The following is a 13,723-nucleotide window of genomic DNA, read 5'->3' as shown; positions in this document are numbered from 1 at the left end:
GTGGCCTGCGCCGCGTCCACGACCAGCAGCGTCTCGGTCGCGGAGAGAGGCGCCATCAGCAGGTAGGCGGCCACCGGGCCGTTGGCGCTCCCCGACACGAGCAGCGAGCTGGCCTTGCTGTTCGCCGGGGTCTTCCAGTCTCCCAGGGCGCGGGCGCCGAGCTTGCCGCGCACCAGGGCCCGCAGCGACGCCGGGGAGTTCTTGACATACAGGCACACGGCCGCCGCGCTCACCTTGAGGCTTGCCGGGCAGCCCACGATCTGGCCCTTCACGGCGCCGCTGACCTCCACAGCGAGGCTGCTCGCGGCGCGGGCGGTCGCGGCCGAGACCGTGGCTTTGGAGGTCGCAGGAGCGGCCGGGGTGGCGGGAGCCGTCTGCGCGGCGGCGAGGCTGAGAGACCCGCTGAGGCTGAGGCCCAGCAGGGCAGCACGGGAGAAGTGACGCATGAACGGCATCTTAGCCATTCACCATGAGCTGTTCACGCGGGCCTCCACATGAACGCGTCAGCTTCTTCATGAACGGGTGGCGCTCAGGGGCGTCCCAGGCGGCGGGAGCCTCGGGTACACTCGGGCCTGTGCCTGCCTTTCGCCTCCTGCTGCTCCCGCTCGGCCTGCTGGTCGGCTGGGGTGCCGGGCGCCTGCTGGCCGCGAACGCCGGGGACGACGGGACCGCCTGGGTCAATACCCTCAGCCTGATGCTCGCCGGGGCGCTGGCGGCCCTGCTGCTGGGGCCACGCGCCGAACGCACGGCGACCCGGCTGTGGAAGCGCCTGAGCCGCTGGTACGGCGGCCTCTCGCCCCGGCGGGTGGCGGCGGCGACCTTCGGGCTGATGGTGGCGCTGCTGCTGAGCGTGCTGCTGGGGCCGCTGGTGCGCTCCCTGCCCTTCTACGCCTGGCCGCTGAGCCTGCTGGTGACCGGGGTGCTGGCGGCCTTTTTCGTGCCGTTCGCGGTGCGTCACGCGGAGGCGTTCGGATTTCTGGACGTGGCCCCGGTGCGGCGGCGAACCGGCGGCAAGATTCTGGATTCCAACGTGATTATCGACGGCCGGGTGCTGGACCTCGCCCGCAGCGGCTTCCTGGAGGGCGAGGTGATCGTGCCCGGCTTCGTGCTGCGCGAGCTGCAACTGCTGGCCGACAGCCAGGACGCCCAGAAGCGCACGCGCGGCAAGCGGGCCCTGACCCTGCTCGAGGACCTGCGGGCGGTGCGCCCCCTGCGGGTCGAGGACTGGGACGATCCCGCGCTGCCCACCGTGGACGACAAGCTGGTGCGCCTCGCCCGCGAGACGGGGGCAGGGCTGCTCAGCAACGACACCAACCTCGCCCGCGTCGCGCGGCTGCACGGGGTGGAGGTGCTGAGCCTGCACGCGCTCGCGCTCGCGCTGCGGCCCCAGGTGCAGGCCGGGGACGTGCTCACCATCACGGTCACCAAGGGCGGCCAGCAGCCCGGCCAGGGGGTCGGGTACCTCGAAGACGGCACGATGGTCGTCGTGGAGGGCGGCATCAAGCTGCGCGGCAAGCCCGCCCGCGTGCAGGTCGTCAACAACGTGCAGACCGGGGCCGGGCGCATGATCTTTGCCCGCCCGGAGGACGCCGGGGCCGCCTGACCCGCCCGCGTTGCCCCGCTCCCGCCGGGGGCGGATACTGGGCACATGGACCCCGCGCCCGGCCCTGATCCGTCGCCCCCGGCCCTGCCGCCCTCTGCACGGCGCACCCGGCGGCGGCGCAAGGAGGACCCGCTGGGCCTTCTGGCCCTGCTGATCCCGATCTTCGTGCTGAGTCAGGTGTTCTCGCGGGGCAATCCGCTGCCGGGGCTGGCGGTGTTGCTGCTGGTGGCGCTGGCGCTGCTGCTGCTGTTCGGAAACCCCCGCACGGGCGCGAACCTGCGGGCCGTCTTCGCCCGGCCCCAGGCGGCGGCGGTCCTGGCCCTGATGATTCCGGCGGTGGCCGTGAGCGGCGTCTTCGGTGGCCCGTGGCTGATGCTGGCGGTGCTGTCGCTCGCCTTCGTGGGGCTGCTGCTGGCGGCCTTCCGGGGGACAGACCTGATCCACGAGGCCGGGCTGACTCCCGCCCCGTCCGTTCCTGCCGTCTCCCAGCCTGTGCCCGCCGCCCTCCCCGCCCAGCCCAGCGCCGAGGTGCTGCCCTTCCCCGACGTGCGCGAGCTGTGCCGGGGGCTGCCGCCTGCGCTGGCGGGGGAGGTGCTCTCCACCGTGGACCACCTCGAAATGGCGGCGGTGCAGGCCCGCGAGGGCGGCGACACCCGCCGTGCCTTCGACGCCCGGCAGAGCCTCGGCGATTACCTCCCCGGCACCGTGAAAGCCTGGAAGGCCCAGCCTGCGGACGAGCGCGACCCTGCCGAACTGGAACGCGCCCTGAGCCAGATTCGCCGCATCGCCGGGCCAGACACCTCGTCGCGTGAGAGCGCCCGCCGCGCCTGGGACACCCAGCAGCGTTTTCTGGAGGCCCGGACGGACAGGGAGACGCCGGGAGATGACTTCATCACGCCGGGCACAGCGAGAACGCGGGAGTAGCTCTGGGCACAGCTGAAGCGGGTTCGGGGACCGTTCCCGGACACGCGGAGCCGAAGTCCAGCGGGCGAGAATCACGGCGACCCCGAGTGAGTGACCCTTTGCCCCTGCCCGCAGGGGGCTTGAACCGGACGTAACGTCAGCCCTTACGGTGGGGTTCGGAGGGAAGCGGTGAAACTCAGAATCGGTGAACTGGCCGCACGCAGCAGCGTGACGGTGCGGACCCTGCGCCACTACGACCAGATCGGCCTGCTGTGCCCCGGCGAGCGCACCGACGGTGACCACCGCCTCTACTCCGAGGGCGAGGTGCGGACCCTGCACCAGATTCAGTCCCTGCGGACCCTGGGGCTCTCGCTGGAGCAGATTCGCGGGGCGCTGCAAGACCCGGCCCACGACCCCGCGCAGGTGCTGGCCGCCCAGATTCGCCTGCTGAAGGCGCGGCTGGAGCGCGAGGGAGCGCTGCTGGAGCGCCTGAAACGGCTGGACCCGCGCGGGGCGAGCTGGGCCGAACTCCTGGAGGTGATTCGAATGAACGAGAAGGTAGAAAAGATGCTGGACACCGCCCGTCAGGTGGGCGAGCAGCCCAGGTTCGACGACGAGCAGCTGCGGTATCTGGAGGAACGCCGCGAGGTGGTCGGCGAGGCCCGCCTCGGGGAAGTGGAAGCCGAATGGCCCCGGCTGATGGCCGAGGTCGTGCGCGAGATGGAGGCCGGAACCCCAGCGTCCGACCCGCGCGTCCTCGACCTCGCCCGGCGCTGGCAGGAGCTGGTGGCCGAGTTCACCGGGGGGCGGCAGGACATCGGCGGCACCCTGAGCGACGCCTACCAGGGGCACATGCCGCCCGAGATGCAGGCGATGTGGAGCTACATCGGGGAGGCGATGGGGCACCTGAAGTAAGTCAGGCGAAGGCGGCGGCCCATCTGCACGGGGCCGCCGCCTTCTTGTTGCCGCGCTCAGTCCTTGACGAGTTCGATTCCCGCCAGCTCGTCGACCGGCAGGCCCCATTCGTTCATCGCGGCGATGAAGGGGTCGGGGTCGAATTCCTCGACGTTGTAGACGCCGGGCTTCATCCACTCTCCCCGCAGCATCAGCATCGCGCCGATCATGGCGGGCACGCCGGTCGTGTAGGAGATGCCCTGCGCCTGCACTTCCCTATAGGTCTGGGCGTGGTCGGTGACGTTGTAGATGAAGTGCACGTTGGGCTGGCCATCCTTGCCCAGCCCCTTGGCCTGCACGCCGATGCAGGTCTGCCCGGTGTAGTTCTCGGCCAGCGATTCGGGCGCGGGCAGCACGGCCTTCAGGAACTCGATGGGGGCGATTTTTTGCCCCCGGAAGTCGATGGGCTCGATGGAGGTCATGCCGATGCCCTCCAGCACGTTGAGGTGCTTGATGTACGCCTCCCCGAAGGTCATCCAGAAGCGGGCGCGTTTGATCGTCGGGAAGTTCACGACCAGCGATTCGAGTTCCTCGTGGTACAGCACGTAGCTCTTGCGGGTCGCCACGTTGGGGTAGTAGATATCCTGGCTGATCTCCAGCGGGGCGGTTTCCACCCACTGCCCGTTTTCCCAGTAGCGGCCGTTCGCGGTGATCTCACGGATGTTGATTTCCGGGTTGAAGTTGGTGGCAAACGCCTTGCCGTGGCTGCCGTTGTTGCAGTCCACGATGTCGAGGTAGTGAATCTCCGAGAAGTGGTGTTTGGCGTGGTGGGCGGTAAAGACGTTGGTCGCGCCGGGGTCGAAGCCGCAGCCCAGCAGCGCCATCAGGCCCGCTTGCTCGAAGCGCTCGCGGTAGGCCCACTGCCACGAATACTCGAACTTCGCCACGTCTCTGGGCTCGTAGTTGGCAGTGTCGAGGTAATGCACGCCCGTCTCCAGGCAGGCGTCCATGATGGTCAGGTCCTGGTAGGGCAGCGCCACGTTGATGACGAGTTCCGGCCCGAACTGCCGGATCAGCGCGGCGAGTTCCGGCACGTTGTCGGCGTCCACCGCCGCCGTGCTGAATTTCGTCCGGCTCTGCGGGAAGTGCTCGTGGATTTCCGCGACGATCTTGTCGCACTTGCTCACCGTGCGGCTGGCGAGCAGCACTTCCGTGAACACGCCGTCGTTCTGGGCGCACTTCTTGGCGACGACGTTGCCCACGCCGCCCGCGCCGATAATCATGACCTTGCTCATCGGGGGCCAGTGTACCCGCTTGAACCTGTGTACCCGCTTGGACCTGTGTACCCGCTCGCGGCTGCTAGCCTGCGCCCCATGCGGACCTTCGGCCTGACCCTGCTCGCCTTCGTGACCGGCGTGGGGCTGCTCGTCGCCGCGCTGTCGTGGCAGGGCCGCGCCGCCCGCGAGTACGCGGGGGAGGCGGTGCGGGCCGCCGTGAAGATGGGCGCGGTGGCCCAGATCTCGTGCGAGGCAGTGCTGGGGCGCGAGCCGCCCGCCACGGTGCAGGAGTGCGTGGTGGACGGGGCGAGGGGGGCACGGCCAGCGCGGGCCCTGCTCACCCTGGAAGGTGGGCGGGTGTCGGTCGTGCGGCCCTGAGCTGGGGGTTCCCAGAACTATTGCCCGCCCCCGGATGGGATACGGTGAAAAGATGCTGACTCTTCAGGGAACGTACCAGGTCGCGCCCAACAAGCGCCTCACCATCCTCGCCGAACCGCAGGGCACGCACCCGCAGATGCCCGTGCTGCGCGGAGACGCCCAGGCGCTGCGGGCCGCCTGCGAGGAGGGCGAGGGCCGCTGCGACGTGCAGGTGCAGACCCAGCACGGCCCCATGCGCGGCACACTGGTCGAGAAGCGCCCCCGCAAGTTCTCCATGTGGCAGTTCGAGGGCCACCTCGGCTTCCTGCCGCGCGACGAACGCGCCTGATCAACGCTGCCCGGCAGTGAACGTTGAACGCGCCCCGGAGCACAGGTTCCGGGGCGCGTTTCTCATGGACAGTGGCTCTGGGCAGTGGCTGTGGGCGGCGGCTTCAGCCCGGCGGGTGGTCGTCGGGTTCGTCGCCCGCCTGCCCACCGGCCTGCACCCAGGCGTCGGCGGCGGTTCCCACGGCCCTGGGGGTGACGTGCTGGCGCAGCGGCCCCATCAGGGTGGCGAGGTGCGTCAGGGTCACGGGCAGGGTGACCACGCCGCGCAGATACAGCGGGTTGAGAGTGTGGGCGTCGGTGCGCTGAACGTCGACCAGCAACACCGTGAAGGTGCGGCCACCGCGCTCGAACTGCACGCGGTCGTTGGTGCCGGGCACCCAGCGCAGTGTGAGGGTCCGGGGCTGGCCGGGCGGAGTCTTGGGCATGAGAACCTCGGCTTTCGGTGGGCGTCCGCTGCCGGACTGTCCCGGTCAGGAAGAGCGGGGCCACCCCCGGTAGCCTGACACAGCTGCATGATGACCGGGTGCTGCGGATGCTGCGGCCTGCGGTGAACCCAGGGGCCACCCCCGTTTTCCTCCTGCCCCCCGGCCTGGGCGGATGTGGTCTGCTGGCCGCATGACGACTGCCGTGGCCGACCTCTACCTCTCCGACGTGCGGGCGCGGCTGCGCGGGGTGGGGGCGCTGGGGGACGGGGCGCTGACCCAGCTGCGGCCCGGCGAGTGGCACACGGCCCTCTCCTCTCGGTGGGGGGCAACTCTGCGGCCGTCCTCGTGGGGCACCTGGCGGGCAACATGCACTCGCGCTGGGGCGGGCTGCGCGGGGGTTACGCGCCGGGCATGGAAGGGGAAACGCCGGGCCGTAACCGCGACGCCGAGTTCGGGGAAAGCGACCGGACGGCCGACGAACTGCAGGCGGTATGGGAGGGGGGCTGGACCGTCTTTCTGGACGCGCTGGACCACCTCCGGTCCGCTGACCTGACGGGGACACTGACCATCCGGGGCGAGGCACACACCGTGCTGGAGGCGACCCAGCGGCAGGTGGCCCATTACAGCGGGCACGTGTATCAGCTGGTGCTGCTGGTCAAGACCCTGCGGGGCGCGGACTGGCAGACCCTCAGCATTCCGCGCGGGGGATCGGCCGCGTACAACGCCCGGCTGGTGGCGGAAAGGCGGGGATGACGACGGGCCAGTGCCAGGCTCGTCTCTGTTTCCCAGGTCTCCGGCTCCCGGGTCTCTCCCCTCGCAGGACTCGCAGAGCAGCGGAGCAGCGGGGGCAGGTGACTGCCACCCTCGCCTTCCTGGACCACCCCCACCTGCCCCCGCCAACCAGCCCGCCCTGACCCGCCGCGTCACCGTTCCCCGCCCCGGGGCGCTAGCCTCCCTCCCATGACTGGTGACGGCCTGCCCGAACGCTTCGACGTGATCGTCCACCCCGCCCACGGGTTGAGCGGCGAGGTGCGGGCGCAGCCCAGCAAGAACTACACGACCCGCTATCTGCTCGCGGCGGCGCTGGCCGGGGGGGAGACGCGGGTGGTGGGAGCGGCCACCAGCGAGGACGCCGGGGCGCTGCTGGCCTGCCTGCAAGGGTGGGGCGCCGGGGTGGAGCGGGTGGGTGACGACGTGACCGTGCGCGGCTTCGGCGCCCGGCCCCGGCCCGGCGTGACCCTCAACCCCGGGAACGCGGGCGCGGTGGCCCGCTTCCTGATGGGTGCGGCGGCGTTGACCACGGACACGACCCTCGTCACCGACCACCCCGATTCGCTGGGACGGCGGCCCCAGGGCGACCTCCTTATGGCGCTGGAGCGGCTGGGGGCACGGGTGACGAGCGAGGGCGGACGCCTCCCCGTGACCATTTCCGGCCCGGTGCGCGGCGGGCGGGTCGAGGTCAGCGCCGAACGCTCCAGCCAGTACGCCTCCGCGCTGCTGTTCCTGGGGCCGCTGCTGCCGGGCGGCTTGGACCTGCACCTCACGGGCGAGATCAAGAGCCGCGCCCCCCTGCGGCAGACGCTGGACACGCTGTCGGCCTTCGGAGTCACGGCTGCCGCTTCCGACGACCTGCGCCGCGTCTCCATTCCCGGCGGGCAGGCGTACCGGGCCGGGCGTGTGCTGGTGCCGGGGGACTACCCGGGAAGCGCGGCCCTGCTCGCCGCCGCCGCCGTGCTGCCCGGCGAGGTGACGGTCACCAATCTGCGCGAACACGACCTTCAGGGCGAGCGCGAGGCCCTGAGCGTGCTGCGCGAGATGGGCGCCGAGGTTGTGCGCGACGGCGACCGGGTGACCGTGCGCGGCGGGCGGCCCCTGCATGCCGTGACCCGCGACGGCGACGGCTTCACCGACGCGGTGCAGGCCCTGACCGCCGCCGCCGCCCTTGCGCGGGGCACGACCACCTGGGAGAACGTGGCGACCCTGCGCCTCAAGGAATGCGACCGCATCAGCGACACCCGCCGCGAGCTGGAGCGGCTGGGCCTGACCGCGGCAGAAACGGCCGATAGCCTCAGCGTGACGGGGGCAGGCCGGATCGCCGGGGGCATGACCGCCGACGGGCACGGCGATCACCGCATGGTCATGCTGCTCACCGTGCTGGGGCTGCGGGCCGACGCGCCCATTCGCATCACCGGGGCGCACCACATCCGCAAGAGCTACCCGGCCTTCTTCCGGCATCTGGAAGGGCTGGGGGCACGCTTCGAGTCCGTGGAGGCGACGCGGGATTGACCGCCGTCACGGTCGCGCCTCACGGCCCTGTGGTCTCCTGTGCCCATGCGGAAACGACTGCTGATGGCGGGGATGCTGGCCCTGGCGGGCGCGGCGGCGGCCCAGGCCCCCACCCTGAAGGCCCCGGACGGCTTCAAGGTCACCGTGTACGCCGACGGCTTCGGGCAGCCGCGCTTCATGGCGGTGGCCCCGAACGGCGACGTGTTTCTCTCGGACTCGCGGGCGGGGACCGTCGTGGTGCTGCCCGACCGCGACCGCAACGGGCGCTCGGACCGCCAGATCGTCTTCGCGTCGGGGCTGAACCGCCCGCATGGGCTGGCCTTTCACGGCGGCTTCCTGTACGTGGCGAACACCGACGGGGTGGTGCGCTTCCGGTACGCGGGCGGGCAGACGAAGGCGAACGGGGCCGCCCAGCGCGTCGTCTCCCTGCCGCCCAACGGCGGCCACTGGACCCGCACGGTCGAGTTCGGCCCCGACGGGCGGATGTACGTGTCGGTCGGCTCCAACTGCAACGTCTGCGAGGAAACCGACCCCCGCCGCGCCGCCGTGTGGGTCTACGACGCGGACGGGAAGAACGGCAAGCCCTACGCGACGGGCCTGAGAAATGCGGTGGGCCTGGAGTGGTTCGGTGGCACCCTCTATGCCACCAACAACGGCCGGGACATGCTGGGCGACGACCTCCCGCCCGAGGGGTTCTACAAGCTGAAGGCGGGCGGCTTCTATGGCTGGCCCTACTGCTACACCGTGAAGGCAGGACAGGCGCAGGTCTGGGACAGTGACTTCGGGCAGAAAAGCGCCGCCGCCTGCAAGTCCGCCACCCCCGCCTTCGCCCTGACAACAGCGCATTCGGCCCCGCTGGGCCTGGCCTTCTACACGGGCAAGACTTTCCCCGATCAGTACCGGGGCCAGATGTTCGCCGCCCTGCACGGCTCGTGGAACCGCAGCGAGAAGAGCGGGTACAAGGTGGTCACCGTGAACCCGCAGACCGGGCAGGTGCGCGACTTTCTGACCGGCTTCCTGCGCGGCGACGAGGTGCTGGGCCGTCCGGTGGACCCGGTGGTGGCGCGGGACGGGGCGCTGCTGGTCACCGACGACGGCGGGGGACGGGTCTGGCGGATTCAGTACGTGGGACGGTGAGCCGCCAGCGGCCAGCCTGAAAAAGCCTGAGCGTCGGCCGGAACCGTCCCTGCTGGCAGCTGGAAGCTGGTCGCTGGCGGCTACACTGACCCATGACCACCACCCTCCCCGCCGCGCCCGCGCCCGTGCCCGCCGCCGCGCTCACCCGCGCGACCCCGGCGCAGAATCTCGTGACGCTGGGGCTGGGGTGGTGGCTGACCACGGGCATCTTCGTGGACGGCTGGGCGCACAACCGCTACGGCGAGAGCCTGCTTCACGCCCTGGCACGCGCTGTTCTACTCGGGCTTTCTGGCGGTGGCGGCGTGGGTGCTGTGGCTGGGCTACCGGGGCTGGCGGTCGGGGCGGCGGGGGCTGGCGGCCTTCCCGGAGGGGTACGCCCTCGCCGCGCTGGGGGTGCCCCTCTTCGGGCTGGGCGGGCTGGGGGACATGACCTGGCACACCGTCTTCGGGATCGAGGTCGGCATCGAGGCGCTGCTCTCGCCCACGCACCTGCTGCTGTTCGCGGGCGCCTCATCCATCCTGGCGGCCCCGCTGGTGAGCAGCTGGCGGGTGCCCACGCCCCGCGCGGCCCCGGCGGGGGTGGTGTGGCCCACCGTGCTGTCGGCCACGGCGCTGCTGAGCTTCACGTCCTTCATGCACATGTACCTGTGGGGGTTGATGGCCGCCCCGCAGGGTCTGGGCTACGTGCAGACGCGCGGCGAACTGAGCAGCATCCTCCTGACCGCCCTGATCCTGGCCGCACCCGTCCTGCTGCTGCTGCGGCGCTTCCGGCTGCCTTTCGGGGCGGTCACGCTGATGTACGGGCTGAACACCCTGCTGATGACCCTGATGCTGGTGCCCGGCGAGTGGCGGGTGCCCCTCTTGATGCTTGCCGCCGGGCTGGTGGCCGACGCCCTCTTGCTGCTGCTGAACCCGTCTCCGGCGCGGCCCTGGGCGCTGCGGGCCTTCGCCTTCGGGCTGCCGCTCGCCGTGTGGGGGCCGTATCTGGGCGGGCTGGTGGGTCTGGGCCTGACCAACCTCAGCCTGGAGCTGTGGCTGGGTGTGGCGGTCATGGCCGGGCTGGGCGGCCTGGGCCTGAGTGCGCTGGTGGTGCCGCCGCCCGTGCCTGCGGAAGCGAACAGCTGAGGGCTGGCCGCTATCCTTCCCCCATGACCCCGCGCACGCCCGAGGAAGTCCGGGCCTTTTTCGACGCCCACCGCACCGTTCGCCAGTACGTCACGCGGGAGGACGGCTCGCCCCTCCCGATGCCGCCCGAGCATCTGGACGTGTTGCTCCACGCCGCGCAGCGGGCACCGACCGACGCGACGGCGCAGCTCTACTCCCTCGTGCGGCTGGTGTCGCCGGAGGTGCGGGCGCGGGTGGCCGAACTGACCACGAACGCGCACATTCAGACGGCCTCCGAAGCCTTCGTGGTCTGCCTCGACGTGCGGCGGGTGGGCCAATTTCTGCGGGTCGCCGGGCACGAGGCCGGACGCTGGCCCGCCATCGGGGTGCATTTCGGCATCGGGGACGCGGTGATGGCCGGGCAGAACCTGCTGACCGCCGCCGAGCTGCTGGGCTACCAGGGCTGCTGGATCGGCGGGGTGATGAATGGGTTAGAAGGCCTGCTGGACGTGCTGGAGTTGCCCCAGGGGGTGCTGCCCTTCGCCGCCCTGACGATCGGCCTCCCCGCCGAGACGCCGCCCCAGCGCCCGCGGGTGCCCCGGCCCCTCGTCGTCCACGAGGACCGCTACCGCGACGGCACGGACGGGGAATTGCGCGGGGCTATCGAGGTTATGAACCCCATCGCGGCCCGCGCGGGGAAACCCGGCGACTGGGCGCGGCTGCTGCGGGCGTACTGGGCGCCGGGCGGAGGGATGGAGAAGCGTGAGCCTCACCTCGTCGCGGCGCTGAGGCGGCAGGGGCTGTGGGCGGGGGAGGAGGCAGGGGCAACCATGCCTCCAGCTGAGGCTGCGCCCGCCCGCGAGGGGTGACCGGCTGGGCGGTGGGTGGCCTGGAACTGGCCGCCAGCCTGATGCTGGGACTGGCGCTCGTGGGGTTCCTCCTGACTTTTGTGTACTGGATGCGGTCGGCGCCTCTGGGCCGTTTCGTGATGGTCTGGGGGCTGGCCGTCTCGGTCGCGGCCCTCACCCTGGCGCTGCTCTGGTGGCATCTGCGAACGCCGGATGCCGAGTGGCAGCTTCTGGTGAGTCCGGGGCCTTCCGTCTCCGTGCCGTTCGGGAAACGGACCTTCTCCGGTCTGTTCTGGGGGCTGCAGCTTTATCTGGCCGGAGCTGCCGTCGCCACCATGTGGGCCATCCGGCCCCCGGCCATGTTGGAGCGGCTTAGCGTCGGGCAAGTGCGGGCACTGATGGGGATGGCCGTCCTGACGTGGCTGTCCTGGTTCATGCTGTTGCTCTGAGCCTTATGCTCCCCCCATGCCCCGCTCGCCGCTAGACCTCACCACCCTCGCCGCCCGCGCGGGGGAAGAAGCCCGGCCCAACCCGTCGTTGCCGCTCGCCGAACCCATCTACCAGTCCACCGTCTATGCCTTCCCCGACCTCGACGCCCTCGAACGGGCCATGAGTGGCGAGGAGTCGGCCAGCTTCTACTACCGCAACGGCACCCCGAACGCGGCCACGCTGGAGCGGGCGCTCGCGGCGCTGGAGGGAACGGGGGCGGCCCTCGTCGCCGCGAGCGGCATGGCGGCGATCAGCGCGGCACTCCTCGGTGTATTGAAAGCCGGGGACCACGTCGTCGCGGACGCCCGCGTATACGGCGTGACCTACGCGCTGCTCGCCGAGGAACTGCCCCGGTTGGGCATCCACACGACCTTCGTGGACGCCTGCGACCCGGAAGCGGTAGAGGCCGCCTTCCGCGATGAGACGCGCGTGCTGCACGTCGAGAGCCTCACCAACCCGCTGATGACCGTGCCGGACGTGCCCCTTCTGGCCGAACTCGCCCACGCGAGGGGAGCGCTGCTGAGCGTGGACAACACCTTCGCCAGCCCGGCGGTCTTCCGGCCCGCCGAGCACAGCGCGGACCTCGTGACCCACAGTGTCAGCAAGTACCTCTCCGGGCATTCCAACGCCTTCGGGGGCGTGGTGTGCGGGCGGGCGGACCTGGTGGCCTCGGCGCGGACGCGGCTGACCCGGCTGGGCGGCACCATGAGCGCCTTCGACGCCTGGATGACCCTGCAGGGCCTCAAGACGCTGGGCCTGCGGATGCGGGCGCACTCCGGCAACGCGCAGGCGGTGGCCGACGTGCTGGCGAACCACCCGCGCGTGCGGGCCGTGTACCACCCGGGCCTGTCGGACCATCCGCAGTTTCACCGGGCGATGGAGCTGTACCCGAACGGCTTCGGCGGCATGCTGAGCGCGGACATCGACGACGCCCCCGCCTTTGTCCGCGCCCTGGCGGGCCGGATTCCCCTGGCGCCCAGCCTCGCGGACGTGGTGACCACCCTGTCGTGGCCGTGGGGCACCTCGCACCGCGCCCTGCCGGAAGCAGAGCGCCGCCGCCTGGGCATCACGCCGGGGCTGCTGCGCCTCTCGGTGGGTATCGAGGACATCGGGGACCTGCTGGGCGAGCTGGAGGAGGCGCTGGGGGAGGGCTGAGGCCAGGCAGTGTTCTGCCATCCGCCCGACTCATGCTTCCCCGAGACAGGGAATGTTGCCCCCTCTCCCGTGGGGTGAGTGCCCCTTCCCCTACCGCCCCGCCGCCTCGATCTCCCGCAGATGCCCAATTCGCCCCGCTGTGCCTGGATGCGTCTCCAGCAGGTCGCCCACACCTCCTGCCCCGGCCTCCACGTCCGATTCGTCGGCGCTGCGGCGGCCCGTCTCCAGCCGGGCGAGGATGTCGCGCAGGGGCTTGGTGGTGCCGTAGGTCTGCATCAGGTAGGCTCCGGCGATCCGGTCGGCCTCGGTCTCGGCGGCGCGGGAGTAGCCGCCGCGCAGCAGGGCGGCGGGCACGGCGGCGGCAAAGGTGCCTGCGCTGATCAGGTCGCCCGTCACGGCCACGGTGAGCAGGGTCAGCCCCAGGCCCTGGTACACCGCCGAGAGGCCGTGTCGCCCGGTGACGTGCCCCGCCTCGTGCGCGAGGACGCCGACGAGTTCGCGGTCACTGCGCGACAGGGCCACAAGCTGATCGGTCATGACCACCGTGCCGTTCGGGAGGGCGAAGGCGTTGGGCCCCAGCGGAAAGGGCGCTCCACCGGGCAGCCCGTCGCGCAGCAGCAGGCGGTATCCGTAGCCGCCGCCCGCCGCCCGCGTGACCCGCCGGAAGGCCGCCTGAAGTTCCGCCTGCCGCGCCCGGCTCAGCCGCGTGGGGCCGAGGTACTCGCCGTCCAGAAACCCGGTGGTCTCGCGGTCGAAGGTCGCCAGCACCGGGCGCGGAGTGGCTGCCGCCGCGCCCCGCGCCAGCGCCGGAATCCCGAAGACTACGAAGGCCGCCACCAGCGCCAGCGTCACCCCGAGCGCCCCCAGCGCCGTCGCCCAGCGCGACTCCAGCCGCCG

At 71.5% G+C, this 13,723-nt stretch carries 15 protein-coding genes and 1 pseudogene; 12 read left to right on the top strand and 4 right to left on the bottom strand.

The window, feature by feature from the left end; genetic code table 11:
* A pseudogene (locus tag QOL99_RS09215) lies at positions 1-446 on the bottom strand (hypothetical protein); the annotation flags it as partial.
* A gap of 128 nt (positions 447-574) precedes the next feature.
* On the opposite strand from QOL99_RS09215, the gene QOL99_RS09210 reads away from it, so the two are divergent.
* The 3 genes from QOL99_RS09210 (at position 575) to QOL99_RS09200 (ending at position 3,421) form a co-directional block, all read left to right on the top strand.
* On the top strand, positions 575-1,603 hold the full coding sequence (locus QOL99_RS09210) for a PIN/TRAM domain-containing protein (RefSeq protein ID WP_285523211.1): 1,029 nt from the start codon (positions 575-577) through the stop codon (positions 1,601-1,603).
* 45 nt (positions 1,604-1,648) lie between these two features.
* Positions 1,649-2,527, top strand: coding sequence for a hypothetical protein (locus tag QOL99_RS09205; protein ID WP_285523209.1), 879 nt, complete (start codon positions 1,649-1,651; stop codon positions 2,525-2,527).
* Between the two features lie 168 nt (positions 2,528-2,695).
* Complete coding sequence (locus tag QOL99_RS09200; RefSeq protein ID WP_285523207.1) at positions 2,696-3,421, top strand: MerR family transcriptional regulator; 726 nt, start codon at positions 2,696-2,698, stop codon at positions 3,419-3,421.
* A gap of 56 nt (positions 3,422-3,477) precedes the next feature.
* Here QOL99_RS09200 and QOL99_RS09195 read toward each other — a convergent pair whose 3' ends face one another.
* On the bottom strand, positions 3,478-4,695 hold the full coding sequence (locus QOL99_RS09195; protein WP_285523206.1) for a saccharopine dehydrogenase family protein: 1,218 nt from the start codon (positions 4,693-4,695) through the stop codon (positions 3,478-3,480).
* Between the two features lie 78 nt (positions 4,696-4,773).
* Between QOL99_RS09195 and QOL99_RS09190 the strand changes: the two genes are divergently transcribed.
* Both QOL99_RS09190 and QOL99_RS09185 read left to right on the top strand, forming a co-directional pair.
* Complete coding sequence (locus tag QOL99_RS09190; protein WP_285523204.1) at positions 4,774-5,055, top strand: hypothetical protein; 282 nt, start codon at positions 4,774-4,776, stop codon at positions 5,053-5,055.
* A 52-nt stretch (positions 5,056-5,107) separates the two neighbouring features.
* Positions 5,108-5,383 (top strand): hypothetical protein, encoded by a 276-nt coding sequence (locus tag QOL99_RS09185; protein ID WP_285523202.1) that lies wholly within the window; start codon positions 5,108-5,110, stop codon positions 5,381-5,383.
* 103 nt (positions 5,384-5,486) lie between these two features.
* Here the strand turns inward: QOL99_RS09185 and QOL99_RS09180 are convergent, their stop codons facing one another.
* Positions 5,487-5,807: a hypothetical protein gene (locus QOL99_RS09180; RefSeq protein WP_285523200.1), complete on the bottom strand. Its 321-nt coding sequence runs from the start codon at positions 5,805-5,807 to the stop codon at positions 5,487-5,489.
* A gap of 294 nt (positions 5,808-6,101) precedes the next feature.
* Between QOL99_RS09180 and QOL99_RS09175 the strand changes: the two genes are divergently transcribed.
* The 7 genes from QOL99_RS09175 (at position 6,102) to QOL99_RS09145 (ending at position 12,826) form a co-directional block, all read left to right on the top strand.
* Positions 6,102-6,560 (top strand): DUF1572 family protein, encoded by a 459-nt coding sequence (locus tag QOL99_RS09175; protein ID WP_285523197.1) that lies wholly within the window; start codon positions 6,102-6,104, stop codon positions 6,558-6,560.
* A 207-nt stretch (positions 6,561-6,767) separates the two neighbouring features.
* A complete protein-coding gene (gene aroA / locus QOL99_RS09170) occupies positions 6,768-8,093 on the top strand; it encodes a 3-phosphoshikimate 1-carboxyvinyltransferase (protein ID WP_285523195.1) in 1,326 nt (441 codons plus the stop codon).
* 45 nt (positions 8,094-8,138) lie between these two features.
* The gene (locus QOL99_RS09165; RefSeq protein ID WP_285523193.1) at positions 8,139-9,230 is read left to right on the top strand and encodes a PQQ-dependent sugar dehydrogenase; all 1,092 of its coding nucleotides are present in this window, start codon (positions 8,139-8,141) and stop codon (positions 9,228-9,230) included.
* Between the two features lie 294 nt (positions 9,231-9,524).
* Positions 9,525-10,355 (top strand): hypothetical protein, encoded by an 831-nt coding sequence (locus QOL99_RS09160; RefSeq protein ID WP_285523191.1) that lies wholly within the window; start codon positions 9,525-9,527, stop codon positions 10,353-10,355.
* A 23-nt stretch (positions 10,356-10,378) separates the two neighbouring features.
* Positions 10,379-11,203 carry a nitroreductase family protein gene (locus QOL99_RS09155; protein WP_285523189.1) on the top strand — a complete coding sequence of 275 codons (825 nt, stop codon included), beginning with the start codon at positions 10,379-10,381 and terminating at the stop codon, positions 11,201-11,203.
* On the top strand, positions 11,200-11,631 hold the full coding sequence (locus QOL99_RS09150) for a hypothetical protein (protein ID WP_285523188.1): 432 nt from the start codon (positions 11,200-11,202) through the stop codon (positions 11,629-11,631). The genes QOL99_RS09155 and QOL99_RS09150 overlap by 4 nt, the downstream gene beginning before the upstream one ends.
* A 16-nt stretch (positions 11,632-11,647) precedes the next feature.
* Positions 11,648-12,826, top strand: coding sequence for a trans-sulfuration enzyme family protein (locus QOL99_RS09145; protein WP_285523186.1), 1,179 nt, complete (start codon positions 11,648-11,650; stop codon positions 12,824-12,826).
* A 90-nt stretch (positions 12,827-12,916) separates the two neighbouring features.
* On the opposite strand, the gene QOL99_RS09140 is transcribed toward QOL99_RS09145, so the two are convergent.
* The coding region (locus QOL99_RS09140) for a M48 family metallopeptidase (protein ID WP_285523184.1) at positions 12,917-13,723 on the bottom strand (807 nt) is incomplete at its 5' end.

The sequence above is a fragment of the Deinococcus rhizophilus genome (genome assembly GCF_030271215.1).
GTDB classification, from domain to species: Bacteria; Deinococcota; Deinococci; order Deinococcales; family Deinococcaceae; genus Deinococcus; species Deinococcus rhizophilus.
This window is presented reverse-complemented; position numbering and strand designations above follow the sequence as displayed.

Coding starts and splice junctions, on each gene's coding strand:
- QOL99_RS09205 (WP_285523209.1), top strand. CDS start 1,649: ATGGACCCCGCGCCCGGCCCTGATCCGTCGCCCCCGGCCCTGCCGCCC.
- QOL99_RS09195 (WP_285523206.1), bottom strand. CDS start 4,695: ATGAGCAAGGTCATGATTATCGGCGCGGGCGGCGTGGGCAACGTCGTC.
- QOL99_RS09190 (WP_285523204.1), top strand. CDS start 4,774: ATGCGGACCTTCGGCCTGACCCTGCTCGCCTTCGTGACCGGCGTGGGG.
- QOL99_RS09185 (WP_285523202.1), top strand. CDS start 5,108: ATGCTGACTCTTCAGGGAACGTACCAGGTCGCGCCCAACAAGCGCCTC.
- QOL99_RS09180 (WP_285523200.1), bottom strand. CDS start 5,807: ATGCCCAAGACTCCGCCCGGCCAGCCCCGGACCCTCACACTGCGCTGG.
- aroA (WP_285523195.1), top strand. CDS start 6,768: ATGACTGGTGACGGCCTGCCCGAACGCTTCGACGTGATCGTCCACCCC.
- QOL99_RS09165 (WP_285523193.1), top strand. CDS start 8,139: ATGCGGAAACGACTGCTGATGGCGGGGATGCTGGCCCTGGCGGGCGCG.
- QOL99_RS09155 (WP_285523189.1), top strand. CDS start 10,379: ATGACCCCGCGCACGCCCGAGGAAGTCCGGGCCTTTTTCGACGCCCAC.
- QOL99_RS09145 (WP_285523186.1), top strand. CDS start 11,648: ATGCCCCGCTCGCCGCTAGACCTCACCACCCTCGCCGCCCGCGCGGGG.